We start from the raw sequence: 25,371 nt of genomic DNA on the forward strand, positions 1-25,371 counted from the left end.
ATATAGCGCTTTCGCTTGCGGCGGCAGCCGCGCCTGTCGCCGGTGGCCGGGTCAACCGATTGGGGGATCGGGCCGGCCTGCCTGTAGTCTCTTCGGCGGTGGCGTGTCCGAGCGGCCTAAGGAGCACGCCTCGAAAGCGTGTGACGGGTAACCCCCGTCCGAGGGTTCAAATCCCTCCGCCACCGCCATTACCCTCTGACTGTTGACGCAGTTTGGGGGTATTTTCTTGCTCGCCGCGTGGAGCCGCTTGACCGGCGGCGGTGCCCTTGCCCGGTATCCGGTAGCGGTCCGCCAGCCGTTCACCGAGCAGGTGTGCGGATCGCGCCGTGCTCTCGGTCACGATGCGCATCAGTACCTTCTCGGAGTGATCGTTGATGTCGACCCCTTCCAGATACGTCGTGAGAGTGGTCGCGCCATTCTCGGCGGTGAGGCGGTGGCTGATGGTCCAGCGGGCGGGTTCGCCTTCTCGTACCGCGCCGACGAACTGCACAGAGAGCAGCGCACCCGGATCCGCGGCGACGACTGTGCAGTCGCCGGTGCCGAGTAGCCGAGTGCCCAGGATGGCTGGGTGGGTGATGCGGTACTCGCAACCGACCTCGGGCCGAAACCCGGTGGTGTGTAGCGACCACAGATCGGGATCGACCATCACACCCCACACGTGCAGCGGTGTATAGGCGAAAGACCGCTCGAACAAGATCATTTCAGCGCCCTCACCGAGGCAGCTTAGACGCGATCAGGCCGCGAGGACTCCTAGGCGATGGGGCAACCGCGTTCAGTCTCGGCGCAACGTGAAGAAGTACGGCTGCTCCATGTCCCGCAGGTCCATGATGCCCAGCAGCGTGGCGTCGTCGACCTTGCGGAAGTGGTCGATGATCGCCTTGTGGTCGTAGACCATGGCCGCACTGACGGCGCCGCGGAACTCGATGTTGCGCAGCCGCGCGCGGTGCTTGTTGGTCCTGATCAGTGGCTTGAGCGCGGACAACGCTGTCGGCGAGGTCCGCTTGACCATCGGGGACTCGGTCAGGCCGCTGATCCGGCCCGCGAGCCCCATCGGTGCCAGCATCGGATCCACCGCGAAGATGTCGCCACCACCATCGCTGAACAGCAGCGGATGCACGTGGTCCAGGTCGTCGAACTGCTTGCCGTACCAGCCCGACACGGTCAGGATGCCGTCCATCGAATGCCCAGTGGGCACCTCACCGCCATGCCAGCGCTGGCCGATCAATTCCTCTGATCGCACGGGTGCCAGATTGTCGAAGAAAGCCAGGGCTTCTGGGGTGGTGGTGCCATGCTCCAGCGCGAGAAGATCCGACGTCGTTGTCATGGCCTTGAGCCTACGACCCAGGGGTACGACCCGCCCAGGGCAAAATAACCCCCGATGACTGATCAGTACTTCTCCGTCGACGCCACCCTGCCCGGAACCGCGGGCCGGGCCGGGGTGATCCACACCCCGCACGGTGACATCCAGACCCCGGCCTTCATTGCCGTCGGAACCAAGGCCACGGTCAAGGCGGTGCTGCCGGAAACCATGGCCGCACTCGGAGCCCAGGCCGTGCTCGCCAACGCCTACCACCTGTACCTGCAGCCTGGCCCCGACATCGTGGACGAGGCCGGGGGGCTTGGGGCGTTCATGAACTGGCCGGGCCCGACGTTCACGGACAGCGGCGGGTTTCAGGTGCTCTCGCTCGGGTCGGGGGCGCGCAAGGTCATGGCGATGGACGTCGACCGGGCCCGCTCCGACGATGTCCTGGGTGCCCTGGGCACCGGGGCGAAGAAGGACAAGCTCGCGCATGTCGATGACGACGGTGTCACGTTCACGTCGCACCTGGACGGGTCCGCGCATAGGTTCACCCCCGAGGTGTCCATGCAGATTCAGCATCAGTTGGGTGCCGACATCATCTTTGCCTTCGACGAGCTCACCACGCTGATCAACACCCGTGAATATCAAGAAGATTCGGTACAGCGCACCCACGAGTGGGCGCAGCGGTGCCTGGACGAACACGAGAAGCTGACGCGCGAGCGTGCCGACAAGCCCTACCAGGCATTGTTCGGCGTGGTGCAGGGCGCACAGTACGAGGATCTGCGGCGTCAGGCCGCACGTGGGTTGGAATCGCTTGTCAGCGAAGAAGGCCGAGGCTTCGATGGCTACGGGATCGGTGGCGCGCTGGAGAAGCAGAATCTCGGCACCATCGTCAGCTGGGTGACATCCGAACTGCCCGAACACAAACCGCGTCACCTGCTCGGAATCAGCGAGCCCGACGATCTCTTCGCCGCGGTGGCCGCGGGGGCGGACACCTTCGACTGTGTGTCTCCGTCACGCGTCGCGCGTAACGCCGCCGTCTATACCCGCGACGGCCGGGTGAACATCACCGGGGCCAGGTACCGCCGGGACTTCACCCCGATCGACGCCGAGTGCGACTGCTACACCTGTACGCACTACACACGGGCCTATATGCACCACCTGTTCAAGGCCAGGGAGATGTTGGGCTCCACCTTGGCCACCATCCACAATGAGCGATTCACCATCGGACTGGTGGACCGCATCCGCGCCAGCATCGTGGACGGCCGATTCGCCGAGCTGCGCGAAGAGACCCTGGGCCGCTACTACAGCTGAGCCAAAAAGCTCAGGCACATCTCAGAATTCCGGCGCACACTGGACACATGCCTACTACGACTGACCCGGGCACCCTGTTGCTTCAGGTGCTCGACCCGGCCAATCGTGCGAATCCCTACCCGGTCTACAGCCAGCTGGTCGAGCAGACGCAGGCCGGTCCGGTGCACCCGCCGGGTATGGACGTCAGTGTGCTGGCCACCTTCGCGGACTGCAATGCCGTGCTGCGCCACCCACAGGCGTCCTCGGATCGTCGCAAGTCGAAGATCGTCCAGCGACAGCTTGCACAGAATCCCAACCTGATCGCCAGGCCCTCGTTCCTGGGGCTGGATGCCCCCGACCACACCCGGTTGCGCAAGCTGGCGTCGAAGGCATTCGCACCCAAGGTGATCAACGCGATGGCCGACGATATCCAGGCCCTCGTGGACCGGCTTCTGGACGACATCGCTCTGTGTGGCACCTTCAACCTGGTCACGGATTTCGCCTATCCGCTGCCTGTCGCGGTAATCTGCCGAATGCTCGGGGTGCCGATCGAAGACGAGCCTGAATTCGGCAGGGCCTCAGCGCTGCTCGCACAGGGGTTGGACCCGGTTTTCGCGTTGACCGGTCAGGCGCCTGCCAATATGGACGCACGATTCCAGGCGGCCCATTGGATGTGGGATTACTTCGCCCGCCTCATCGCGGCCCGCCGGCGCAACCTCGGTGACGATCTGCTGTCCGCGCTGATCCAGGTGGAGGAGGCCGGCGATCAGCTCACCGAGGAAGAAATCATCTCCACCTGCACGCTGCTGCTCATCGCCGGACACGAGACCACGGTCAACCTGATCGCCAACGCGTCATTGGCCATGCTGCAGACGCCGACACAGTGGAAACTGCTGGGGCAGAACGCTGATCGAGCGCCTGCGGTCATCGAGGAGACGCTGCGCTATGACCCGCCCGTGCATATGGTGGCGCGGGTCGCCGACGGCGACATGACCATTCGCGACTTCACCTTGCCCGACGGCGAGTGGGTGTTGTTGATGCTTGCTGCCGCGCAACGCGATCCGGAGATCGGCCCGGATCTGGATGTCTTCGATCCCGATCGCGCGGAGATCAAGCACCTTGCGTTCGGACACGGACCACACTTCTGCTTGGGTGCTCCGCTGGCCCGATTGGAGGCCAAGCTGGCGTTGAGCTCGATCACGGCGCGGTTCCCTGATGCGTGGTTGATCGGTGAACCCAGCTACAAGCCCCATGTCACGCTGCGCGGGCTCGCCGATCTTCCGGTGCGTATCGCCTAGCGCGCAACCGACTTGGCCAAGCGTTCCTCCAGCCTGTCCTGTACCACCGACATCGCCATGCAGACGATCCAGTAGTAGACGCCGGCGGTGACGTAGAGCGTGAAGAACTGAAAGGTCGGCGCGGCGGCGACCTGTGCCGTGCGCATGACGTCGGTCACCAGAATCGCCGACGCCAGTGAGGTGTCCTTCACCAGCGAGATCAACGTGTTGGACAACGGGGGTACCGCGACACGATTGGCTTGCGGAATGACGATGCGCCACAACGTGGTGCTGTAACTCATGCCCAGGCTTGAGGCGGCCTCCCACTGTCCACGGGGGATGCTCAGGATGGACGAGCGGATGATTTCGGCGGCATAGCCGCCGACGTTGAGGCTGAACGCGATGACCGCGGCCGGAAATGGACTGATCTTCAGTCCGAATTCGGGCAGGGCGAAGAAGATCAGAAACAGCTGAAGCAGCAGTGGTGTGCCACGGATGATCGAGATGTAGAGCCGGGCCAGGCTGGAGAGCACGCGCCGATGGGACATACGGGCCAGCGCCACTCCGAGTGCGATGACCAGCCCAATCGTGAAGCTGATGGCGGTCAGCGGAAGGGTGACCGTGAGCATGGCGCGGGCCATCGGCCACAGATTGTCCAGAACCAGCCGGGTGTTGGACCTTCCCGGGCCGGAATTCCCCTGGCCCGCTTGTGGTTTCTGGGCGCCGCTGGCATCGGCCTTGAGGTACTTCTCGGAGATGCGGGTCAACGTGCCGTCGGCCGACAGCTGATCCAGCGCCTTGTCCAGCTCGGGCAGCAGACCGCTGTTCTTCCGGGCCGCGAACCCCTGCTCACTGCGTTCACCGGTGGTCCCCGCGATTTTCACCGCCGGGTCTCCGGTGCTGGCCAAGTAGGCGTAGACGGCGATGCTGTCGTTGATGACGACATCGACCCTGCCCTGGCTCAGCAGCGTGATGGATTGAGTAAAGCCCTCGACGGTCTCCACGCGGGCTCCGGCGTCGCGGGCGATCTGCGACCAGTTGCTTGTCGCATTCTCGGCGGCCACCTTGCCGCGGACATCTGCCAGCGTGTGAATGGTGTGGTCGTCGGCCCGGGTGACGATCACGCCCTCGCCCACCGCATACGGCGTGGAAAGGTCGTACTTGGCCTTACGCTCCGGGGTGATCGTCACCTGGTTGGCGACGACGTCGAATCGCTCGGCGTCCAATCCGGCAAAGATCGCGTCCCACGGGATCTCGACGAACTCCACCGGACGGCCCAGTTTCTCGCCGACAGCGCGAGCCACATCCACGTCATATCCGGTCAGCTCTCCGGTGCGCTCATCATGGAAACTGAAGGGCGCATAAACCCCCTCGGTGCCAACCCGCAGCGTTTCCTGTGCCGGGCCCCCGCAACCGGCTACTGCCAGTAGTGCCAGAAGTGCGAGCGCGACGGCACGAAACACCGCGGGAGGCTAACACGAATTCGTGCCAACCAGGCTGCTTCGGATCAGCCCGGGTATATCCACGGGTCGCGCGGGATGCGCTCCGCGCCGAACTGGCCCAGCAGGTCGGCGGCGTCCGCGGCCGCGTATCCGAGCGATTCGCATATCAAGCCGAATGCCCGCTGGGCACCCAGATCGGCGATGGTCACCGCACCATCGCGTTTGGCCAGTCGTGCGCCCGCCGTGTTGAGAACCAGCGGGACATGGGCGTACGTGGGCACCGGGTAACCCAGCAGCGCGCCAAGGTAGGCCTGTCTGGGCGCGGAGGCCAGTAGATCGTCGCCGCGTACCACCTGGTCGACGCCCTGTGCGTGATCGTCGACCACCACTGCGACGTTGTAGGCGGTCACACCGTCACCGCGGCGCACTACGAAATCGTCGACCAGGCCGGCGTATTCACCGTGCAATGTGTCCGACACGGTGACGGTGGAGTTCTCCGTTCGCAGCCGCAGCGCGGGCGGGCGTTCGGCACGGCGCTGCGCGCGCTGCGACTCCGACAGTTCTCGGCAGGTGCCCGGATAAGCACCCGGCGGTCCATGCGGCGCCGTCGGCGCTTGGGCGATATCTTTTCTGCTGCAATAGCATTCGTAGAGCAGGCCGCGAGAGTCCAGCGAGTCGAGAACCTCGCGGTAGGCACTGGTCCGATTGGTCTGCCACACCACGGGTGCATCCCACTCCAGGCCGATCGCGGCGAGGTCGGCCAGCTGGCGTTCCGCTACGACGGTGCTGGTGCGAGTATCCAGGTCTTCCACCCGCATGAGGAACCTGCGGCCGGTCGAGCGTGCCATCAGCCATGCCAACAACGCGGTGCGCAGGTTGCCTATGTGCAGGTCACCCGATGGACTCGGCGCGAATCGCCCGGCACCGGTCACACCAGGCCCGGAACAATATTGTTGAGGCTGAACGCGATTGGCCGTTCGAGTTGGTCGTAGGTGCAGGAATGTGGATCGCGATCCGGGCGCCAGCGATTGAATTGCGCGGTGTGGCGAAACCGCACACCCTCCATATGGTCGTAGCGGACCTCCACTACCCGCTCCGGACGTAACGCCACAAACGACAGGTCCTTGCCGGCATTCCAGCGAGAGCCCGCGTTCTTCTGCGGAGTGCGTTCACCGGCCTGGTGAGCCGCCCAGTTCCAGGGGTGATCCTCGAGGGAGGTGACCAGCGGTTGCAGCTCCTGGAAGAGTCGCTTGCGCTCGGCCATGGGGAACGCGCCGATCACGCCGACCGAAGCCAACGCACCATCGTGCTGATACAGGCCGAGCAGCAGTGACCCAATGGCATCATCGCCCGACTTATGCACCCGATACCCGGCCACGACGCAATCGGCGGTCCGCTCGGGTTTGATCTTGAACATCACGCGCTTGTCGGGCTGGTACGCGATGGTCAGCGGCTTCGCGATGAGACCGTCGGTACCGGCACCCTCGAACTCCTCGAACCAGCGTTGTGCCAGGACCTGGTCGGTGGTGGCGGGGGTGAGATGAACGGACGTCCCGGCCCCAGACAGTGCCTGCGTCAGGGCCGAACGGCGCTCGCTGAAAGGTCGCCCGGTGTAGTCCTCGTCGCCCAGCGCGAGCAGATCGAAAGCGATGAAGGAGGCGGGCGTCTGCTCGGCCAGCAGCCGCACCCGGGAATCCGCGGGGTGAATCCGCTGCTGGAGCGCCTCGAAGTCCAGCCCGGACTCGGTGGCGATCACGATCTCGCCGTCGACCACGCAGCGCTCGGGCAGCTCAGCCAGTACCGCCGTCACCAGTTCGGGGAAGTACCGGGTCAGCGGCTTTTCGTTGCGACTGCCCAGTTCCACCTCGTTGCCATCACGAAAGACGATCGACCTAAACCCGTCCCACTTGGGCTCGTACGACGCGTCGCCCGGGATTTTTGCGACAGGTTTGGCAAGCATTGGGGCGATTGGAGGCATGACGGGCAGGTCCATTCCCATATGATGACGGTAATGCCCACGCCCGCCGAGGAACTGGATGTCGACGGTATCGCCGTCCGGCTGAGCAACCCTGACAAGGTGTATTTCCCCCAGTTGGGCCCCGATGGCGGCACCAAGCGTCACCTCGCCGAGTACTACCGGACCGTGGCACTCGTCCCGATGATGAACGCGGTGCGCGACCGCCCCACCCACCTGCAGCGTTTTCCCGACGGCATCGACGGCGAGGAGATCTACCAAAAGCGGCTGCCCAAGCACTATCCCGATTATTTGGACAGCTGCGAGGTGACTTTTCCCTCGGGTCGCACCGCCGAGGTCCTGCGGGTGACCAAGCCCGCCGCGATCGTGTGGGCAGCGCAGATGGGCACAGTGACGCTGCATCCGTGGCAGGTGCGATATCCCGATCTGGATCACCCCGATGAGCTGCGCATCGATCTGGACCCGCAGCCGGGGACCGGATTCGACGAAGCCAAGTCGGTGGCACTCGACGTGCTGCGCCCACTGCTTGACGAGCTGGGGTTCGTTGCCTACCCGAAGACCTCCGGGGGCCGCGGCATCCACATCTATCTGCGCATCGAAACCCAATGGGATTTCATCGAGGTGCGTCGTGCCGGTATCGCGCTGGCCCGCGAGGTGGAACGTCGTGCACCCAAGCAGGTGACCACGTCGTGGTGGAAGGAAGAACGCGGCGAGCGCATCTTCATCGATTTCAATCAGAACGCGCGCGATCGCACCATGGCATCGGCCTATTCGGTGCGGCGAACGCCGATCGCCACCGTTTCCACCCCGTTGACGTGGGAAGAGCTGGTCGACGCCGAGCCCGACGACTTCACCATCGCGACCGTGCCCAATTTGCTCCGGAAACGTCCAGACCCCATGGCCGATATGGACGATGCGCCGCAATCGATCGAGCCGCTGCTTGAGATGGTAGAACGGGACGAGGCGGATGGACTCGGCGATATGCCCTATCCGCCGAACTACCCGAAGATGCCGGGCGAGCCGAAACGCGTTCAGCCATCCCGGGATACCGATAGGAAGCAGTAGTGACGGTCCGCAGTATGTCGTGGCGGGCAGCCGGCGCATGGCTCGCGGCCGGGGTCGTGGCCGTGCTGGTGCAGCATTGGCTCATTCCGCTGAATGCCCCCAACAGCTTCGGATTATTCAGCAACGGTGGCGATCTGATGACCTACCGGTTCGGCGGTCTGCGGGTTCTGCACGGTGAGCCGTTGTATGCCACGGAGATTCCGGACGCGGGGTGGTTCACGTATACGCCCTTCGCGGGGTTGCTTTTCGCCCCATTGGGTTTCGTTCCGCTGGGGGTGGCCAAGGTCATCTGGTTCCTGGTGAATCTGGGAGCGCTCTTCGCCATTATCTGGCGATGCTGGCGGGTTTCCGGATTCTCGGCGGATGGTCGCCTGGTCGTCGCGTGTGTGGGAATGAACTTGGTGGCCTGGGATATTCAGCCGATCCATGGAACGTTATGGCAGGGGCAGGTCAATCTCGTGCTGGCCGCGCTCATCATCTGGGACCTCACCCGGCCCGAGGGCGCACGGTGGCGCGGCTGGTCGGTGGGTGTTGCTTCGGGGGTCAAACTCACGGCGATCATCTTCGTTCCGTACCTGGTGATTTCCCGTCAGTGGCGGGCCGCGGTGACGGCGATGGTGACGGCGGTGGGCACCGTGGCGCTGGGATGGATTCTGCTGCCCTCTGATTCGTCCGACTACTGGCTGGGTGCCGTGCGTACCACCGGACATATCGGCTCACTGGACCATCCGGCCAACGCGTCGATCGGTGGCGCGTTATCGAATATCTATGCACCACAACCCATGCCAACGTGGCTGTGGGTTCTTCTCGCGGGTGGGGCCGCGCTGCTGGGGATGGCCGCCGCACGGCGGGCCCACCGGAATGGCCGGGAGCTGCTGGCGGTCACCGTGGTGGGAATGGTCGGCTGTGTTGTCTCCCCGCTGGCGTGGGGACATCACTGGGTGTGGACGGTGCCGCTGATGGTGTTGTTGGTCAACCAGGTTCTGATCACTCGTGGTGCTCAGCGGGGGCAGTGGATCGCGATGACGGCCATCGCCGCAGTGACCGTGTCCATGTGGTGGTACTGGGTGCTGTACGTCCGCGCTATGCGGATAGACCCCGATTTCGGCTCCTACATCACCGCGTGGGACGCCGTGATCGCGCAGATGTTGCGTGCGGAAAGGGTCTTCGACTCGGCCATCTATCCGTTGCTGTTCTTTGCGGTGGCGATCTGGATACTCGCAACCACATCGCGGCGTGCCGGTACCGTGCAGGAATGAAGCGGTGGGCGGCGACCTGTGTCATTGCGCTGCTCGCGGTGGGCGGCTGCTCGTCATGGAACGAGCCCGATTCCACCCAGGCCTCCTACACGCCGCAAAAGACCGGAGCATCGCCAATTCGCTACGACTCCGGACCGTTGGAGCAGCGATTCTCCAAGCTCCCGAAACCGGTGACCGGTGAATGGGTGCAGGGCTTCTTCGGTGACCAGCCCCTGCCCGGTCCGAATACCACGTACTGGGTCGACGCGATCATCGAAATGCCGCCGCAACAGCTGTCCGCGTACATCGCGCCCTTCCGCTCCAGCATGGTGCTCGCTACCAGACCGCGTCTGTGGAAGACACTCGATACGGGTGTGCCCTCCTCCGCGCAGTTCGAACGCAGCGACGAACTCGACCGGATGCTGTCCACCAATACCGCGAAGGGCGGGTGGGATGTCAAGGCCTTCGCGCCCAAGGACGGTTCGGTGCTTGTCTTGTCCGCTCAGGGTAAGGACGTGACCTAGGACTTGCGGGTGCGACGGTTCCGCAGGCCGCGCGCCGGCTCGAGGGATTCGTTGTCCTCGATGTCTGGGGCGGCTTTGGTGTCCTCTGCGGTTTCATCGACAGGCGGCTCCACTGCCTCGGACTCCTCAGACTCCTCGATCAGGGTCTCGTCGGCTGCCTTGGTCTCGTCGGTGCCTGTGCTGGGTTCCGCGACCTCGGTGGCTTTTTTCTTGGCGGGACGAGGCGTGCGTTCCTTTTCTGGGGCCTCGGCCACGAATGCCAGGTGATACGCCGCGAAGGCCAGTATTCCGATGGCCGCTGCCGCGCCGTATACCCCGAATTCCCAGATGCCGAATCGGTCCAGGTTCAGCCAGACCTCGGCGATCGCCGTTCCTACGATGAGGGCGCCGGCAAGGAAATGGCCGGTGAAGGCGGCCGCGCGCAGCGTGAGCGCCAGCTGTGGCGTCGCGAACTCGGGCTGACGAGTCCGCCGCCAGGAGAGCAGGGCCGGGACACCGGCCGCCGCCAGCAGTAGGCCCGTGAGGATGCGCAGCCCGGTACCGAAGGCGTGGCTGGTGGCCCCGTTCAGTTCGGGCCAGCGGGGCAGCACGAAGAAGAAAAAAAGCAGTCCCGCGATCAAGGAGAGAGCGGCATGGCTGCTGGTCAGAACGATGGTCGCCGTCCGGCGTCCGGCAGCCATTGCCCTCCTTGATGCGGTCCTGCAGTGGCGGAGGATAGGGGATTTGAACCCCTGAGGGCTATTAACCCAACCCGCGTTCCAGGCGAGCGCCATAGGCCACTAGGCGAATCCTCCGTCGGTCATGGTAGCGGACTGAGCTGAGTGCTCTGGCCCCGCTACCAGCGGCCGTGCGGATACGGGTGCTGCGGAGGGCCGGGATGCGGCGGTGATTCGGGTCGGCGCCGCGACGCGGTGACGATCAAGACGATGATTCCGGCGACGACCAGACACACGCCGCCGATCGGCCCCGCGATCGTCGCGGTGATTGCCGCGGTGCCAGCTCTGGGGCCCACCCCGTAGTACCTATCCGCCGGTCCGGCACAGCTGATGGTGTAGTTCCCCGCTTCCTGTGCGGTAACTACATAGAGGGCGTTCCATCGGTTGATCGACATGCTGCCCCCGTAGCGTCGGAGCGTCGCGTCACGATTGTTCTCGTCGCGGGCCGCGCAACGCGTATGCGCTGCTACCGATGTGCCGACCTTGACGTCGGCGACATAGATGATCTGCGAAGTGCCTGCCGCGAAAGGGACTGTGGCCGAAGTATTTCCGTCGAATTCGTGGGTTGGTCCCTGAACAACGGAGACGATGCCCGCGATGAACAGTGCGATCCCGCCGATCACACCGGTCGCGATCAGTGCCGCGCCGATGCCATACCAATAGCGGGGAAGCGGCCGCCGCGGTGCCGGCATGCTCATGCGAGGTAGCCTACGACGCCCTGAGCTGCGCGAACGGCGATTGAGTTCTTAGATCTCGAGGGAACTTACCGTCGCCTTGACCGGCCCCGATGCACGCCGCGTGGTGGCCACCAGGGCCGCGCCGCCGATCAGCGCGACCACCAGCACGCCCAGCAGCGGCCGGAAACCGAGGGCATGCGCGAGGTAGGGCGCAGAGCTGGCGCCGAGGAAAACGGTGAACCCGTACAGGGCGGTACCGGCACCGCGCCGGGGAGCCGCCCGATCGCCGAACATGGTGACCATCGCCGTCGACGCGACGGCGATACCGGCGACGAAGATATTGCTGCCGACGACGATGACAGGAACCGAATCGGCGCCCAGGGCCTCGACCGCCAACCCCGCCGCCGCCAGCACGTACCCCACCAGCGCCCCGGTCTCGGTGCCGACCTTGCCCACCCACGATCCGACGAACGGTGCCACCAACATTCCGGGAATGCCCGCTAGCCGGATCGTTGTGACGGTGGACTCCGGCAGCCGCAGCTCGTCGACCAGCTGATTCGCCAGGCTCGTGTACATCGCGACGAACGACAGCATCAGGACGAACACCGCGGCCAGCGGCACCGCGATATCCCGGCGGGTGAGCAGGCGGGCCTGGGCGGCGAAACCGGAAACCACTCGCGCCGAGGGATCCCCGCCGCGCTCCTCGCGCATGACGAGCGCCAGCAGCCCCACATTGAGTGCGAGCCCGGCGGCGCTCACCCAGAACAGCCACTGCCATCCCCATGCCTGGGTGATGAGGGAGGCCAGCACCTGCCCGAGCACCCCGGCCATCAGATACGCGGTGGACACCGCGCCAATCGCCGTCGTCGCCGTCCGGCGGGGCAGCGCCTCCCCGAGATAGCTCAGCGCGGACGGTGAGAACGCTCCGCCGGCGAAGCCCTGAAGAACTCGCAGCAATCCGAACAGCGCGGGTGTGAGGGCAAAGGGCACCAGCAAGGTCAGGACGGCCATCACCGATACCCCGGCGATCAGCACATGCCGACGACCGAAACGATCGGTGATCGGACCGAATAGCAGGAACCCCGCGGCGTAGCCGAACAGCGCCGAGGACAGCGCGGGTGTCATGTTCTGTCCGCCGTAGGACGCCGATACGGCGGCGTGAATCGGAATCCACACATAGAGCTGCATGGTGACCTGCAGTGCACACAGCACGATCAGGACAACCCGCGTCATTTCTGCACTATTGGCCGGGCGCGGGGCCACCGGCAACCGCCGGCGTCGTTGTCCGTCACCTCTCGGGGCAGTGATGACCCAAACAGGCCGATTCCCAGCGATTCTCCAGAATGCACGGAACCTCCTTACAGGAATCCCACGGACAATCAGGGCGTGCCGCCGTCGGGGACCTGGGTACTGGCCGAGCTGCCTGCTTACGCGCGGAACAATCCGCTGTACGCCGGCCCTTCGCTCATCCATGGCTGGCTCCCGGTGACGATTCAAGTCCTGGCCGCGCTGGCGTTGGTGGCCGGTCTCTACCGCAGACCCCGGAGCTGGCTGCGGGTGTGGGTGCCCAGTGCCGCTGTCTGCGGTATGAGTGTGGGTGCGCTGGCGTACTGGTACATCACCTCGCAAGGAATGGCGGACAACCCGCCACCGCTCATGCTGTGGATCTGGATCGGTTTTGCCGCAGTGGCATTGGTTGTCTTGATAGCCGGCTGGATGCGGACAGCATGGATGCGTCGCGGTGCGATGGTCCTGGCGGTGCCGCTATGCCTCGTGGCGGCGCTGACTGTGCTCAATCAGTGGATCGACTACTACGACACGCTGCGTCTGGCGTGGGCCGCGGTGACCGCCGGGCCACTACCCGACGAGGCGGAGCTGGCGGAGGTACGCGATCTGAAGGGCCAGGGTGCCACGGCAACTGGACGTGTGGTTCCCGTCGAGATCCCGGCTGACGTCTCTGGATTCCAGCACCGAACCGAGTACGTGTATCTGCCGCCCGCCTGGTTCGCGCGGCCCGCACCCCCGAAACTTCCCGTGGTCGTGATGATTTCCGGGGCGTGGTCGACTCCCGCCGACTGGGTACGTCAGGGCAACGCGGCTGCGGCCATGGACCGTTTCGCGCAATCGCATGATGGCGTCACTCCGGTGCTGGTCTTCGTCGACACCGGCGGGACCTTCAACAACGACACCGAATGCGTGGATGGTCCGCGCGGAAATGTCGCCGCGCATGTCACCAAAGAGGTTATCCCATACGTCAATTCGGAGTTCGGGACGAGTTCGAGCCCCGCCAATTGGGGTATCGTCGGCTGGTCGATGGGTGGAACGTGCGCGGCGGATTTTGCCATCACCCACCCGGAACTGTTCCATACCTTCGTCGACATGGCCGGCGACCTCACTCCCAATGCGGGCACTAAGGAACAGACGGTGGAGCGACTCTACGGCGGTGATGAGAAGCAATGGGCGCTGTTCGACACGCTCTCGGTGATACATGGCCATCGTCGATACCAGGACGTGGCGGGTTGGCTGGACGTATCGACGACCGCGAAAATCAGGGCGGGTCAGGAGCAGCTCACCGGTCCGATCGCGGCGCGTCGACTGTGTGAGGCGGCGTTGCCCGCGGGCATCGACTGCGCGGTGGTGCGGCGCGGTGGCAACCATGACTGGGCGTACGCGCAGGAGGCGTTCGCACAGGCCTTTCCCTGGGTCGCCGGCAGACTCGGTACGCCCGGGGTGCCGAGCACGCCGCTGCCCAGCAGCGGGTCGTGAATTGCAAGCATTGGCAACGTAATCCGTCACGTTGTGGGTGCGGCGGCCATACCGCAAGATGTGCGTATGCGCGCCGCCTATATCGAGCAGCGGGGACCCGCTGAAAACATCCAGTACGGCACGCTTCCCGAACCCGTGGCGTCGCCCGGTGAAGTGCTCGTCCAGGTCGACGCGGTGGCGGTCAACCCGGTGGATACCTTTGTGCGTTCGGGCTCGTACGCCACCGCGATTCCGCTGCCGTTTGTGGTGGGGCGTGACCTGGTCGGGACAGTTGTCCAGGCATCCGAGGGATTCCGCACCGGTGAGCGGGTCTGGTGCACCAGTCTTGGCTACGACGGAAGACAAGGTGCCACAGCAGAATTCGCTGCGGTTCCGGCTGAGAGGTTGTATGAACTGCCGCCGGATGTGGATCCGGAGGTCGCTGTCGCGGTGGCTCACCCCGCCTCGACCGCCTATCTGGCGACCGTCGAGTACGGGGACATCAGAGCCGGGGAAACGGTGCTGATCGTCGGGGCCGGTGGAAACGTCGGGTCGGCCGCGGTCTCCCTGGCGGCGGGTGCCGGCGCGCGGGTGATCGCCGTGGCATCGCAGCGCAGCCTGGATCGATGCGTGCAACTCGGGGCCTACGAGGTGTACGACTACACCTCCGATTGGGTGCCGCTGGTCAGTAAGAAGCACCCCGGTGCCGTCGATGTCTACTTGGACACCTCGGGCGTCAACGATGTCATGACGGCGGTGGATCTGCTTGCACCACACGGTCGGATCGTCCTGATATCCGGCGATGGAACCCCGGAGACCCAGCGGCCGGTGCCCCTTGGTCCGTTGTATCGCAAGAGTGGGTCCATTCGCGGATTTGTCATGTCCAGGGCGTCCACCCGCCAGCTCGCCGATGCGGCCCAGCGCACGGCGGTTCTGCTTGCCGGCGGTGATATTGTTCCGAATTCTATTGATTTGATGCAGTTTTCAGAGACAGCGCGGGCGCACCGACGCATCGAGACGGAAGTTATGGGCGGCACCCGGCTGGTGCTGCTTCCCGCGTGATTTCCGGCCGCAACCTGGTGTCTACTCCGCACCGGCGCACCGACTTGACGGACCCGAAAACCAACTTGACGGACCTTCTCCGGATACATCGCTGCTCCCTGTCGCCGGTGCCAGCCTTTGATGCGTGAGCCTCTTCGAAATCGAAACCAGCGCCTTCTGCACCTCATCGCCTGACGACCTGTACGCATTGGTCAGCGACCTCCCCGAGAGTGGTCGATGGAGCCCTGAATGCATTGGTGGACAATGGATATCCGGTGAACCCGGACAGGTTGGCGCGGTGTTCCGCGGCAACAACAATCGCGCGACCGATGTCGTCGCATGGGCGCCGGTGGTGCGCGGAGGCTGGCAGACCGAAAGTGAGATCGTGGCCGCCGAAGCTCCGAGGCAGTTCAGCTGGTCCATCCTGAACCGTTCGGGAGAGCGGCAGGAGAGTGTCTGGAGCTACTTCGTGGACGCTGCCGAGGGTGGGTCGATCCTGCGTCACCACTACCGGATGGGCAAGCCCACGGAGGGCATCACCGAAATCATGTCGCATCTCGACGCAGAAGGTAAGGAGCGGTTCGTCCGTGAATGGGGCGACAAACTCCGCGCCGATATGCAGGCCACCGTGGACTCCATCTCGCGCATCACCGAGGAAGCCCATGCTACCCAGAAAGCTGGAATACCCCAATGATTCTGCAGCGCATTGGAAATCGCGGCATCAAGCTCGGCTCACTCTTCGAACGCGCGGCGCGTAGACACCCTTCCAACACGCTAACCCTGGACCATCGGCCGTCGTTGGCTCCGCAGCTGGAAGGTACGTCGACCATCGTCGATGTGGCCGCGGCCGTTGACGATATCGCGCGGCGGCTGCGGGCCGCCGGTGTCGCGCCCGGAGACAAACTGGTTATTCACAAGTCCGACGGATTTGACATTACTCTGGCGGCCTGTGCCGCAGCCCGAGTCGGCGCGGTTCCAGTGCTGTTGTCCCCCAAGTTAGATGGCGCGACAGTGGCGACACTCATTGGGCGGGTGGGCAACCCGGCCTTGCTGACGGACGCCGCGAAGCTCGAGGGTGACCTCGCCGGAGAGCCGATCGCGGAAATCACCTCGCGAATCCTGCTCGCCGAAGGCGAGCACCCGGAGGCCGTGACGCTGTCGGCGCTCACTCCCGCCGCGCCCGCGCCCGCCTTTATCCCCAGCCCGCACGATCCGGCACTCATCACCCACACCTCCGGTACCACCGGAGTGCCCAAGCTCGCCGTGCACACCAATTTCACCTTCGAGGCGCGGTACCGGCCGCAGGCCGCCGTCGCCGCGCTGGTTCGTCGTCGCGAGCCCGTGGTCATCCACGTGTCCTTCGTGCATTCGCGCCTGGTGACGGCATTGGCGATCGCGATGCTGCGCGGCTTCCCCGTGGTGGTGCTCGTGGACGACGAACCCGAACACGCCGCGGAGATCTTCCTGCGTGTGAAGCCGGGAATCCTTGAGGCCCACCCCAACACCTTCATCAACTGGGAAGTGCTGGCCGAAGATCCGCGGCGCCCGCTGGCCTCGGTCAAATACTTCAGCAGCACCTTCGATGCCATTCACCCACGCACCGTGCGCACCCTGCTGGCGGCGACACAACGCCGGCGCCCGCTTTTCGGGCAGCTATACGGTCAAAGTGAGGTGGGGCCGATCGTCGCGCGCGGCTTCAGCCGCCTGCGGTCCGCCGACTCCGATGGGCGGTGTGTCGGCTACGCCTTCCCCGGCATGACGGACGTCCGGATCGTTTCCCGCAACGGGCAGCCGCCGTCGTCGGAGAACCCCGGTTACATCGAGGTGCGAACCGACGGCCGGATTCGTACCTACCTGGGGGAGCAAGACCGCTACGACAATCAGCTCGACGACGGTTGGTGGCGGATGGGCGATGTCGGCTACCGCACCCGTTGGGGCTGCATTCACCTCCTTGACCGCGAAGTCGATCTCATCGAAGGCTTCGGCAGCACCCTGGCCGCCGAGGATCGCCTGTTCCTGGCGGTGGACGAGCTCACCGAGGTGATCATCGTGGCAGGCCCGAATGGTCTCGCGCAGCCGGTCGTGTGCACCAAAAACGATGTGCCGCTCAATCTGAACGCCTGGGACACCGCGGCGGCCCAGTTGCCGCCGATGGCCCCGCCGCTTCAGCTGCGCCTCGATGAGCTTCCGCAGACCGCTACCACAAAGATCAAGAGGCTGGAACTGTCGGCGCGAATCGGCTCGGGGGCCTTCTGATGAGCCGGCTCATTGTTGTCGGTGGTGGTATCGGCGGACTTGCCGTCGCGTTGAGCGCGGCGGCCTCGGGTAACGAGGTGGGTGTCCTGGAGCGGGCGCGCGAGTTCGCCGAAATCGGCGCGGGTATCCAGCTTGCCCCCAACGGATTACATGCTCTCAACGTGCTCGGCGTGGGTGACAAGATCGAGAGCATCGGCGTCCAGGTGGACTCGCTGCGGCTTTTCGACGCCACCATCGACCGGCTGATCAACACGATGAGCCTGGGTGCGGATTATCAGCACCGGTTCGACAGCCCCTACCTGGTGGTGCATCGCGCGGAACTGCACCGCATCCTGGTCGACGCCTGCGCTTCGGATAGCCGCATTGAATTATTCAGCCGCAGTGAGGTATTCGGATACCATCAGGATGCCGAGGGAGTGCGGGCGCTGCTTGCCGACGGCACCAGCGTGGACGGCGACGGCCTCATCGGTGCCGACGGCATCAACTCTTCGATCCGCCGGGTGCTGCTCGACGACGGCGAACCGCGGGTGGCCGGGATCACGGTGTACCGCACCACGGTGCCCATCGACAAGGTCGATGAGAGCCTGCAATCCAATTCGGTCACCTGGTGGACCGGGCCCGGATGCCATCTGGTGACCTACCCGATCGCGGGTGGTTCGCTGCTGAATCTTGCGGCGAGCCGCACGGACGGTGTCACCCAGGCGTTCTCCGGGGTCTCGGTGAGTGAGGCGCGTGTGCGCGGCGAGTTGGCGCCATTGCGTGGAACGGCGCGCAGCCTGCTTGAGCTAGGGCAAGACTGGAGATCCTGGTCGCTGGTGGATCGTGACCCGGTACGGCAGTGGTCGGATCGTCGAGTGGTGCTGTTGGGCGATGCGGCGCACCCCATGCTGCACTACGCCGCGCAGGGCGCCAGCCAGGCACTTGAGGACGCCGTGGTCCTCGGCGCGATCATCGGTGCCGATCCAGACCGCCTTCCGGGCCGGTTCAGCAGGTATGTCGAGGCACGTCGTGACCGCACCGCCGACGTGACGCTGGCGGCCAGGGACAGCATCGGCATCTGGCATGCGGCGGGTGACGCGGCCGTCGAGCGCAACGAGAAGCTGGGCGCGATGCGAGATTCCGATCTGCATGACGAGCTGGCGTGGATGCACGGCGACACCGATTTCGGCTTGGCCGCGGTGACGTCGGCGGTAGGGGTGCGGTAGATGTCGGACCAACAGATTTGCATCATCGGTGCGGGACCTCGCGGTCTGGCAGTGCTGGAGCGCCTGTGCGCCAATGAGCGCCACGCACCCAGCGCGGACCGAATCGTCGTGCACGTCGTCGATCCCTACTCGCCGGGCGCCGGATCGGTCTGGCGGACCAATCAGTCCTGGCATCTGTTGATGAACACCGTGGCGTCGCAAATCACCGTGTTCACTGACGACAGCGTGGCCATCGAGGGACCCATTGAACCGGGGCCGACGCTCTACGAGTGGGCGCAAAGCCTTGCGTTGCTGGGTGATCCATCGCGTAGCGGCGAGAAGGCGATCGCCGAGGCACGTACGCTGCGGTCCAACTCGTACCCGACGCGGGCCCTCTATGGGCACTACCTCAGCGACAGTTTCGCGCGCGTGGTCGGGTGGGCGCCCGATCACGTGACCGTCCTCGTCCACCGCTCCCGTGCGGTGGCATTGGCGGACACTCATGGCGATATCGATGGGCCACAGGGGGTTCGGCTGGAGAACGGGACGCGGTTGCATGATCTGAGCGCCGTCATTCTCGCCGTCGGACATGTGCCCGCAGGCCTGCGCCCCGGTGAGGCGCGCGCCGCTTCCCTGGCCCGTATCCACGGATTGACCTACGTCACCCCGGCCAACCCGGCCGATATCGATTTGTCCGCCATCGCACCGGGGGAACCGGTGGCTGTTCGGGGACTGGGGCTGAACTTCTTTGACTACATGGCTCTGTTGACGGTGGGCCGTGGCGGAAAGTTCGAACGGGAGCAAGGAACGGAAGAGGGGCGGCTGGTGTACCGACCCTCGGGGCAAGAGCCGATTCTGTACGCCAGCTCTCGACGTGGCATCCCGTACCACGCGCGCGGCGAGAATCAGAAGGGTTCCTCCGGTCGCTATTTCCCGCGTCTGCTCACCGTGGAACGCATCACCCAGCTCCGCGAGGACCTCGGTGGTCTCCTCCAGTTCCGCCGCGACCTCTGGCCGCTCATCGCTCGGGAAGTCGAATGCGTCTACTACGAAGGGCATTTGACGCAGCGCGGAGTGCCAATCCAAGAGTTCGCCGCGCGGTACCTCGCCGCGGATGAGGGCGACCTGCCGGCGATTTTGTCGGATCACAACCTGCTCGAGATCGCCTGGGAATGGGATGATCTCGACCGTCCTTGGGGTAACCGCGAGTTCAGTGGCCCTTCGGAGTTCACCGCGTGGATCCTCGAACACCTGCGCGCCGATGTGGTGATGGCACGTGAGGGCAATGTCGACGGTCCGGTGAAGGCGGCGCTGGATGTGTTGCGGGACCTGCGCAATGAGATCCGGCTGGCGGTGGACCACGGCGGGCTGGACGGTAAGTCGTACCGCGACGAGTTGGAGAGCTGGTACACGCCGTTGAATGCCTTCCTGTCCATCGGCCCGCCGGCTCAGCGGATCGAGGAGATCATCGCCCTGGTGGAAGCCGGGGTCATGCATCTGGTGGGACCACAGATGCAGGTGCGCTTCGATACTCATGACCCGGCCGTGGTCATCGAGTCGCCACTTGTGCCGGGGTCGGCCGTCAGGACGCGCAGCCTCATCGAGGCACGGCTACATGAACCAGACCTGCGCCGCAGCAGCGACCCCCTGCTGATCTTCCTGCAGGAGACCGGTCAATGCCGCCCGTATGAGATTCCTACCGATGATCACAAGGCCTACCAGACAAAGGGATTGGCAGTCACCGAACGCCCGTACCGGTTGATCGGTGCCGACGGGCGCGTTCATCCGCGCCGGTTCGCCTATGGGGTGCCCACTGAGTCGGTGCACTGGGTTACCGCGGCGGGAATCAGGCCGGGAGTGGATTCGGTGACACTGGGCGACGCGGATGCGATCGCGCGTGCCGCATTGGCCAGTGCACCCTCTCCGGTTGCAGATGTGGGTGATCACGGAGTGCTGGTGTGAGCGGTTTCCTGGAGACCGGACTCCTCTCGCCGGTCAGCGCCGGCACCGTCGCCGAGGGTGAGTTGACCGATACGGCGTGGCTGCAGGCGATGCTCGACGCGGAGGTGGCGCTAGCAGCCGCGCAGGCAGATATCGGAGTTCTGCCCAGGGCCGCCGCGGATGTCATCGCCAAGGCTGTGGCCGGACACGATATTGACGTCCGTGCGGTGGCGTTGTCGGCGCGGGAGACAGCCAATCCCGTCGTCGGCCTGATCAAAGAACTGACTCGGGTGGTGGGGGACATCGATCCGAGTGCGACCGACTACGTGCACCGCGGATCGACCAGCCAAGACATCCTGGACACCGCGGCGATGATGCTGGCCAAGCGGGTGCTGTCGCTCATCGCGACGGATTTGGGTTACGTAGCCGAGGCTCTTGCGATCCTGGCCGTCGAACACCGGGACACTGTCATGGCTGCTCGCACCCTGGCGGTTCAGGCCGTTCCGACCACGTTCGGGCTCAAGGCATCCGGCTGGCGGGAGCTGATCCTGGAGGCCCGTGCACGCGTGCTCGCAGTCGCGGGCGCACTTCCGGTCTCACTGGGTGGTGCCGCGGGCACCCTTGCCGGGTACCTCGAATATGCGGGATCGCACCGTGCAGATCCCGGGGCATTCGTCGAGACGCTGAACATCGCCTTCGCGCGGAGGACGGGCCTGGCCGCCTCGGGGCTGCCCTGGCACGCGCTACGCGCCCCGATCGCCGATATCGGCAGCACCACGGCCTTTGCGACGGGCGCATTGGGCAAGTTCGCCATCGATGTGCTGACCTTGAGCCGCACCGAGGTCGGGGAGGTACTCGAACCGGCACCACCGGGTCGCGGTGTCTCCTCGGCCATGCCGCACAAGCGAAACCCGGTGCTGGCCACGATGATCAGGTCGGCGGCGTTGCAGGTTCCGGCGCTCAGCACCATCCTGACCAACTCGTTGCTCAGCGAGGACGAGCGGTCCGCGGGTGGCTGGCACGCGGAATGGCTGGCCCTGCGCGAATGTCTGCGCCTCACCGGCGGTGCGGCGCAGACGGCCGTCGATCTGAGTCGTGGACTGCAGGTGCGCGGCCAACGCATGTCGGACAACCTCGGGTTGCTCGGCGGGCAGCCCTCGGCCGAGCGGCTTTCGTCGGCGCTGTCCGCGCAGTTGGGCAAGGCGCCGGCGAAGGCCCTCGTCTCCGCCGTCGTCGACGAGGCAGTCGCGGGCGGCGTGAGTTTGCGCGAGGCGAGTCTTGCCCGGCCGGAGGTCATCGCGTGGTTGAGCGAGGCCGAGGTCGATGAACTGTTGGACCCCGTCACGTATGTCGGAGCGGCAGGTCAGCTGGCTGAGGCGGCGGCGATGCGACAGATCTGAGGAAGTCACCTGCGCGAACTTTCGTTCAGGCTGATTCTTTGCGAACTGTTCGCGCGTAAGAGTCTTGACGCTGCCGTACCCCACATTTACCGTTGCCACGCACACACGGCAGACGGGTAGTTGGGATTGACTGACATACAGGTTGGTGGGGCCCGCGAGGGGGGGCCCACCGCGTTAGCCGTGCTGCGGCTGTTGGCGTCTGGAACGGCGCCCGATGTCTTCGAGGCCCGGCTCAGGGAGATGGCCCGCGAATCCTCGCCCCCGTGGAGCGCTGCGGATCTGCATCGCGCTCGCGGATATGCCGAGCGCATATACGGCCTTATCGAAGGGCAGAATCAGCGGGAGGCGCGACTGTCCAACCTCGTGGGTGTGGCCATCGAACTGCTTGGCTGCCGCGATATCGACGAGGCATCGACGACCTTGGTGGAACGTGCGCGGATCATGCTCGATGCCGACTTCGCGTTCATTTCGGTGCGCGATGACTCCGGGCCTGAGGTGCGGCACCACGTCCGCTACGTCGACGGGTCTACCACTGCGATCAACCGCGGTCTGTATTTCCCGATTGGTGACGACGTCGGGTTGGTCAGTCAATACCGTCCCGGCCATGGCCCGGTATGGACCACGGATTACCCGTCCGACACCAGGTTTAGCCGGGCCAGCGATGGCGACGCCGCCATGCGCTCCGAGGGTGTGCACAGCCTGATGGTCATGCCGATGGAGCATGAGGGGCAGCACTTCGGCAACCTCTATGTCGGATCCCGCACTGTGCGCAGCTTTACCGGCGCCGAGCGGGCGCTCTTCGCCAGCCTCTGCTCGTTCGCGGGCATCGCGTTGGCGCGTGCCGACGAATTCTCCAGCAATACAGCACAAATCAGCGAACTAGAGCAACGCCTCGAGCTGCGGACCAGGCTTCTCAACGCCGGGGCCGGCCCGGGTGGCATGGATAGCTTTGTCCTCACGGCAGGGGAGCACCTCGGTGTCGCGATGCGGGTCACCGGGCACGACGGCGCCGAGATTGCTTCGTTCAGATGGGAATCCGATCCGGAAGACTTCGTGACGACCGCACTCACGGTGGGCGATGACTACCACGGTGAGCTGTCGGTCGCGAGCCTGAATGACGACCCAGTCTCGGTGTACCCGTTAAAGATTCAGGATCTCACCACCACGGCTGCGGTGGTCATGTGCGGTGACAATCGAATGTCGCTGTCGGTGGCCCAGCTGCGTGACGATCTGCTCCACGACGTGCTGGATTACCGCCAGCGTGACAGTCGGTTGGTTCAGACCTACGCCCGCCGTTTGTCTTTGGACCTTAATCAACCCCATGTCGTGGTGATTCTCAGACCCGAACGTGGCGGACTGGACCGCGCGTCGCTGTGGTCGGCGTCGTTCGCCTCACGCGTGGGTGGGCTCCGGGCCACCCAGGACGAGGTGGTGGTACTGCTCGTTCCGGGATCGGACCCGGGGCGGACCGCTCAGGCGGTCTGGGACGAAACAACCACGCACCTGCGCATGCCGGTGACGGTGTCCTCTGCCGGACCGTCGGACCGTGTCGAATCCATCGAAGAGACGTACCAGGACGCGATGCGCTGCATGGACGCGATGAGTGCCCTGGGCGCCCTCGGAACCGCAGCCGCCGCAAACGAACTCGGATTTCTCGGCGTGCTGCTCTCGCGTCACCAGGACGTCGAGGGTTTCGTCAGATCCATGGTCGGGCCCGTCATCGACTATGACGAAGACCGCGATACCGATCTGCTTCAGACCCTCGACGTCTACTTTACCGTCGGCGCCAGCCCCACCCGTGCCGCGAAGATCCTGCACACCCATCCCAACACGGTGGTGCGTCGCCTCGATCGGGTGAATGAGTTACTCGGTGACGGGTGGCAGGACGCCGAGCGGCTCCTGGACACGCAGCTCGCCATCAAGTTGTGGAAAGTTCGTGGTTCGCTGCTCACTCGCCAGACCGGGTGACACCAGGCATCCCACCGCCGCGGCGATAGACACGAGAGTGGCGTGACGATGCCATCCAGTGAACGACCGACCCGCGAAGTCCTGCATGCCCATGCGGTTCGCCAGGTGCAGGTATCCCTGCTGCACGTGATCGGCCAGGGCCACCTGATGTGCCTGTGACGAGGTGGAGAACTCGGGGTCGTTGGTCAACCAGAGTTCGGTGCGCGCCCGCGAGTGGTCCAGCGGGGTCATGCCGACGAGCGTCAGCGGTGTCCGTGACCGCACTGCGGACGGGTCCGCCAGCTGAACCTTGGCGATGCTGATCAGGTGTCGGCGCCCCTGGTAGACGTACTGCTCGGTGCGCCGCGAGCCCTTGGTGGCCTGCACGATCTGCGCGGCGGGCAGGACGCGCCCCTGGTAGCCGGCGAATGCCGGGTCGACTACTTGAAGCTGCAGGTCACTGGGTACCCGCGTGGTCGCCACCTGATGGGACAGCGTTCCGAAGACCTGGGTCAGGTCCGCACCGCTGGCACCGAGCAGGTCGAAGACCACCGGTGCTTTCGAGGGACGGGCCACCTTGAGGAATTCCTGGAACGACGACAGCGCGCATCCGCTTACCGACTCCAGGGGGTAATCCTCGGGGATCGAGGTCTTGGTCTTCTTGGTGGCCGATTCCAGCCAGGGCTGCGACAGGTGCAACCGCCAGCTCACCGGTACCGCGAAACCGTCAGCGGCGAGCCACACACTGAGGGCGAGCTGGCCGTTGACCGCGCGCCCGGCGCGAGGGCAGTAGCGCCGGTCCACGCCCACGGAGTGCACGCCTGCCTTAGGAATGAGCATCGGGGTCACCACCCATGCGGCCGCGTGGTACGCGCTGGTGAGGTACGCGGTCAGGTCCCGGCGCACCGCCCACCAGTCCCAGGTGGAGCTGTTCACGAAGTGGTGCAGGTTCTGCTCGCTCACTTCGCGGCCCATCGATTGGCCCATGCTGGCCGCCATGTTCCGCGCCGACTTACGTCCGCGCACCTTCAGCAGGCCGGTGACGTAGTCCTCGCCCTTGGCGCGCTGATCGCAGCGCGGCAGGGATCGCAGCACTTCGGGGCATACATGCGAGGCCACGGAAGCCATGGCGTCGACCGAGCTGACGCGGGGCCGCGTATCGAACAGGTCGGTCGCGGCCTGTGCCTTGGTCGCAGATGTCATGTCTGAAGCACCTCAATGAGTTAGCGGATGTTCGGAGTCGACCCAAGAATGGGCCAGAGTCGCGCTGAGGGCCAGGTATTGGCACCACACAAAGTGACGGACTATGCGGGTGCCCCGCTACACCAACCATGGTGGACTAATGCGAGA

General features: G+C 65.1%; 22 protein-coding genes and 2 tRNA genes. 14 read left to right on the forward strand and 10 right to left on the reverse strand.

Going from position 1 to position 25,371, the window contains the following annotated elements; translation table 11 throughout:
* The first annotated feature begins 97 nt into the window (after positions 1 to 97).
* Positions 98 to 188, forward strand: a tRNA-Ser gene (locus B4394_RS14595).
* Here B4394_RS14595 and B4394_RS25770 read toward each other — a convergent pair.
* Positions 167 to 700, reverse strand: a complete 534-nt coding sequence (locus B4394_RS25770) for an SRPBCC family protein (protein ID WP_286142073.1) — start codon at positions 698 to 700, stop codon at positions 167 to 169. The genes B4394_RS14595 and B4394_RS25770 overlap by 22 nt on opposite strands.
* A 72-nt stretch (positions 701 to 772) precedes the next feature.
* On the reverse strand, positions 773 to 1,324 hold the full coding sequence (locus tag B4394_RS14605; protein ID WP_078311221.1) for a DUF4334 domain-containing protein: 552 nt from the start codon (positions 1,322 to 1,324) through the stop codon (positions 773 to 775).
* A 54-nt stretch (positions 1,325 to 1,378) separates the two neighbouring features.
* Here B4394_RS14605 and tgt point away from each other — a divergent pair, with 54 nt between their 5' ends.
* Both tgt and B4394_RS14615 read left to right on the forward strand, forming a co-directional pair.
* Positions 1,379 to 2,614 (forward strand): tRNA guanosine(34) transglycosylase Tgt, encoded by a 1,236-nt coding sequence (gene tgt, locus B4394_RS14610; protein ID WP_078315443.1) that lies wholly within the window; start codon positions 1,379 to 1,381, stop codon positions 2,612 to 2,614.
* A 47-nt stretch (positions 2,615 to 2,661) separates the two neighbouring features.
* Entirely contained in the window at positions 2,662 to 3,891 is a 1,230-nt protein-coding gene (locus tag B4394_RS14615) for a cytochrome P450 (RefSeq protein ID WP_078315444.1), read from the forward strand.
* Here B4394_RS14615 and B4394_RS14620 read toward each other — a convergent pair.
* The 3 genes from B4394_RS14620 to B4394_RS14630 are packed head-to-tail and all read right to left on the reverse strand — an operon-like array spanning position 3,888 to position 7,305.
* The gene (locus B4394_RS14620) at positions 3,888 to 5,333 is read right to left on the reverse strand and encodes an ABC transporter permease subunit (protein ID WP_078315446.1); all 1,446 of its coding nucleotides are present in this window, start codon (positions 5,331 to 5,333) and stop codon (positions 3,888 to 3,890) included. The genes B4394_RS14615 and B4394_RS14620 overlap by 4 nt on opposite strands.
* A gap of 44 nt (positions 5,334 to 5,377) precedes the next feature.
* Positions 5,378 to 6,244 (reverse strand): tRNA glutamyl-Q(34) synthetase GluQRS, encoded by an 867-nt coding sequence (gene gluQRS / locus B4394_RS14625; protein ID WP_078315448.1) that lies wholly within the window; start codon positions 6,242 to 6,244, stop codon positions 5,378 to 5,380.
* Complete coding sequence (locus tag B4394_RS14630) at positions 6,241 to 7,305, reverse strand: ATP-dependent DNA ligase (protein ID WP_078311216.1); 1,065 nt, start codon at positions 7,303 to 7,305, stop codon at positions 6,241 to 6,243. The genes gluQRS and B4394_RS14630 overlap by 4 nt, the downstream gene beginning before the upstream one ends.
* 18 nt (positions 7,306 to 7,323) lie before the next feature.
* Between B4394_RS14630 and ligD the strand changes: the two genes are divergently transcribed.
* The 3 genes from ligD to B4394_RS14645 are packed head-to-tail and all read left to right on the forward strand — an operon-like array spanning position 7,324 to position 10,114.
* Positions 7,324 to 8,352 carry a non-homologous end-joining DNA ligase gene (gene ligD, locus B4394_RS14635; protein ID WP_078315527.1) on the forward strand — a complete coding sequence of 343 codons (1,029 nt, stop codon included), beginning with the start codon at positions 7,324 to 7,326 and terminating at the stop codon, positions 8,350 to 8,352.
* A complete protein-coding gene (locus tag B4394_RS14640; RefSeq protein WP_078315450.1) occupies positions 8,352 to 9,611 on the forward strand; it encodes a glycosyltransferase 87 family protein in 1,260 nt (419 codons plus the stop codon). The genes ligD and B4394_RS14640 overlap by 1 nt, the downstream gene beginning before the upstream one ends.
* Positions 9,608 to 10,114, forward strand: coding sequence for a hypothetical protein (locus tag B4394_RS14645; protein WP_078311213.1), 507 nt, complete (start codon positions 9,608 to 9,610; stop codon positions 10,112 to 10,114). The genes B4394_RS14640 and B4394_RS14645 overlap by 4 nt, the downstream gene beginning before the upstream one ends.
* Here B4394_RS14645 and lucA read toward each other — a convergent pair.
* The 4 genes from lucA to B4394_RS14665 form a co-directional block, all read right to left on the reverse strand.
* A complete protein-coding gene (gene lucA, locus B4394_RS14650) occupies positions 10,111 to 10,794 on the reverse strand; it encodes a lipid uptake coordinator LucA (protein ID WP_078315452.1) in 684 nt (227 codons plus the stop codon). The genes B4394_RS14645 and lucA overlap by 4 nt on opposite strands.
* Before the next feature lie 25 nt (positions 10,795 to 10,819).
* Positions 10,820 to 10,908: transfer RNA gene (locus B4394_RS14655), tRNA-Ser, on the reverse strand.
* Between the two features lie 41 nt (positions 10,909 to 10,949).
* Positions 10,950 to 11,528, reverse strand: a complete 579-nt coding sequence (locus B4394_RS14660; RefSeq protein ID WP_286142074.1) for a hypothetical protein — start codon at positions 11,526 to 11,528, stop codon at positions 10,950 to 10,952.
* Between the two features lie 48 nt (positions 11,529 to 11,576).
* On the reverse strand, positions 11,577 to 12,740 hold the full coding sequence (locus B4394_RS14665; RefSeq protein ID WP_078315454.1) for an MFS transporter: 1,164 nt from the start codon (positions 12,738 to 12,740) through the stop codon (positions 11,577 to 11,579).
* Positions 12,741 to 12,893: 153 nt separating this feature from the next.
* On the opposite strand from B4394_RS14665, the gene B4394_RS14670 reads away from it, so the two are divergent.
* From B4394_RS14670 to B4394_RS14705, 8 genes are all read left to right on the forward strand, one after another.
* Positions 12,894 to 14,273 carry an alpha/beta hydrolase gene (locus B4394_RS14670; RefSeq protein WP_353615249.1) on the forward strand — a complete coding sequence of 460 codons (1,380 nt, stop codon included), beginning with the start codon at positions 12,894 to 12,896 and terminating at the stop codon, positions 14,271 to 14,273.
* 66 nt (positions 14,274 to 14,339) lie between these two features.
* Positions 14,340 to 15,314: an NADPH:quinone reductase gene (locus tag B4394_RS14675; protein ID WP_078315528.1), complete on the forward strand. Its 975-nt coding sequence runs from the start codon at positions 14,340 to 14,342 to the stop codon at positions 15,312 to 15,314.
* Between the two features lie 124 nt (positions 15,315 to 15,438).
* Positions 15,439 to 15,987 carry an SRPBCC family protein gene (locus B4394_RS14680; protein WP_078311210.1) on the forward strand — a complete coding sequence of 183 codons (549 nt, stop codon included), beginning with the start codon at positions 15,439 to 15,441 and terminating at the stop codon, positions 15,985 to 15,987.
* Complete coding sequence (locus B4394_RS14685) at positions 15,984 to 17,549, forward strand: AMP-binding protein (protein ID WP_078315456.1); 1,566 nt, start codon at positions 15,984 to 15,986, stop codon at positions 17,547 to 17,549. Before B4394_RS14680 ends, B4394_RS14685 begins: the two co-directional genes overlap by 4 nt.
* Positions 17,549 to 18,754 carry an FAD-dependent monooxygenase gene (locus B4394_RS14690; RefSeq protein ID WP_078315458.1) on the forward strand — a complete coding sequence of 402 codons (1,206 nt, stop codon included), beginning with the start codon at positions 17,549 to 17,551 and terminating at the stop codon, positions 18,752 to 18,754. The genes B4394_RS14685 and B4394_RS14690 overlap by 1 nt, the downstream gene beginning before the upstream one ends.
* Positions 18,755 to 20,695, forward strand: a complete 1,941-nt coding sequence (locus tag B4394_RS14695; protein ID WP_078311207.1) for an FAD/NAD(P)-binding protein — start codon at positions 18,755 to 18,757, stop codon at positions 20,693 to 20,695.
* On the forward strand, positions 20,692 to 22,074 hold the full coding sequence (locus B4394_RS14700; protein WP_078315459.1) for a lyase family protein: 1,383 nt from the start codon (positions 20,692 to 20,694) through the stop codon (positions 22,072 to 22,074). The genes B4394_RS14695 and B4394_RS14700 overlap by 4 nt, the downstream gene beginning before the upstream one ends.
* Before the next feature lie 240 nt (positions 22,075 to 22,314).
* Positions 22,315 to 24,042 carry a helix-turn-helix domain-containing protein gene (locus B4394_RS14705; RefSeq protein WP_078315531.1) on the forward strand — a complete coding sequence of 576 codons (1,728 nt, stop codon included), beginning with the start codon at positions 22,315 to 22,317 and terminating at the stop codon, positions 24,040 to 24,042.
* On the opposite strand, the gene B4394_RS14710 is transcribed toward B4394_RS14705, so the two are convergent.
* Entirely contained in the window at positions 23,938 to 25,224 is a 1,287-nt protein-coding gene (locus B4394_RS14710; RefSeq protein ID WP_078315461.1) for an IS701 family transposase, read from the reverse strand. The genes B4394_RS14705 and B4394_RS14710 overlap by 105 nt on opposite strands.
* Positions 25,225 to 25,371 lie beyond the last annotated feature (147 nt).

The organism is Mycobacterium sp. D16Q16, from assembly GCF_002013745.1.
GTDB lineage: Bacteria > Actinomycetota > Actinomycetes > Mycobacteriales > Mycobacteriaceae > Mycobacterium.

Bases quoted from the DNA above. Each gene is read 5' to 3' on its own strand.
- B4394_RS25770 (WP_286142073.1), bottom strand. From the start codon at position 700: ATGATCTTGTTCGAGCGGTCTTTCGCCTATACACCGCTGCACGTGTGG.
- B4394_RS14605 (WP_078311221.1), bottom strand. From the start codon at position 1,324: ATGACAACGACGTCGGATCTTCTCGCGCTGGAGCATGGCACCACCACC.
- tgt (WP_078315443.1), top strand. From the start codon at position 1,379: ATGACTGATCAGTACTTCTCCGTCGACGCCACCCTGCCCGGAACCGCG.
- B4394_RS14615 (WP_078315444.1), top strand. From the start codon at position 2,662: ATGCCTACTACGACTGACCCGGGCACCCTGTTGCTTCAGGTGCTCGAC.
- B4394_RS14630 (WP_078311216.1), bottom strand. From the start codon at position 7,305: ATGGACCTGCCCGTCATGCCTCCAATCGCCCCAATGCTTGCCAAACCT.
- ligD (WP_078315527.1), top strand. From the start codon at position 7,324: ATGCCCACGCCCGCCGAGGAACTGGATGTCGACGGTATCGCCGTCCGG.
- B4394_RS14645 (WP_078311213.1), top strand. From the start codon at position 9,608: ATGAAGCGGTGGGCGGCGACCTGTGTCATTGCGCTGCTCGCGGTGGGC.
- lucA (WP_078315452.1), bottom strand. From the start codon at position 10,794: ATGGCTGCCGGACGCCGGACGGCGACCATCGTTCTGACCAGCAGCCAT.
- B4394_RS14660 (WP_286142074.1), bottom strand. From the start codon at position 11,528: ATGAGCATGCCGGCACCGCGGCGGCCGCTTCCCCGCTATTGGTATGGC.
- B4394_RS14665 (WP_078315454.1), bottom strand. From the start codon at position 12,740: ATGACGCGGGTTGTCCTGATCGTGCTGTGTGCACTGCAGGTCACCATG.
- B4394_RS14675 (WP_078315528.1), top strand. From the start codon at position 14,340: ATGCGCGCCGCCTATATCGAGCAGCGGGGACCCGCTGAAAACATCCAG.
- B4394_RS14685 (WP_078315456.1), top strand. From the start codon at position 15,984: ATGATTCTGCAGCGCATTGGAAATCGCGGCATCAAGCTCGGCTCACTC.
- B4394_RS14690 (WP_078315458.1), top strand. From the start codon at position 17,549: ATGAGCCGGCTCATTGTTGTCGGTGGTGGTATCGGCGGACTTGCCGTC.
- B4394_RS14695 (WP_078311207.1), top strand. From the start codon at position 18,755: ATGTCGGACCAACAGATTTGCATCATCGGTGCGGGACCTCGCGGTCTG.
- B4394_RS14705 (WP_078315531.1), top strand. From the start codon at position 22,315: ATGGCCCGCGAATCCTCGCCCCCGTGGAGCGCTGCGGATCTGCATCGC.
- B4394_RS14710 (WP_078315461.1), bottom strand. From the start codon at position 25,224: ATGACATCTGCGACCAAGGCACAGGCCGCGACCGACCTGTTCGATACG.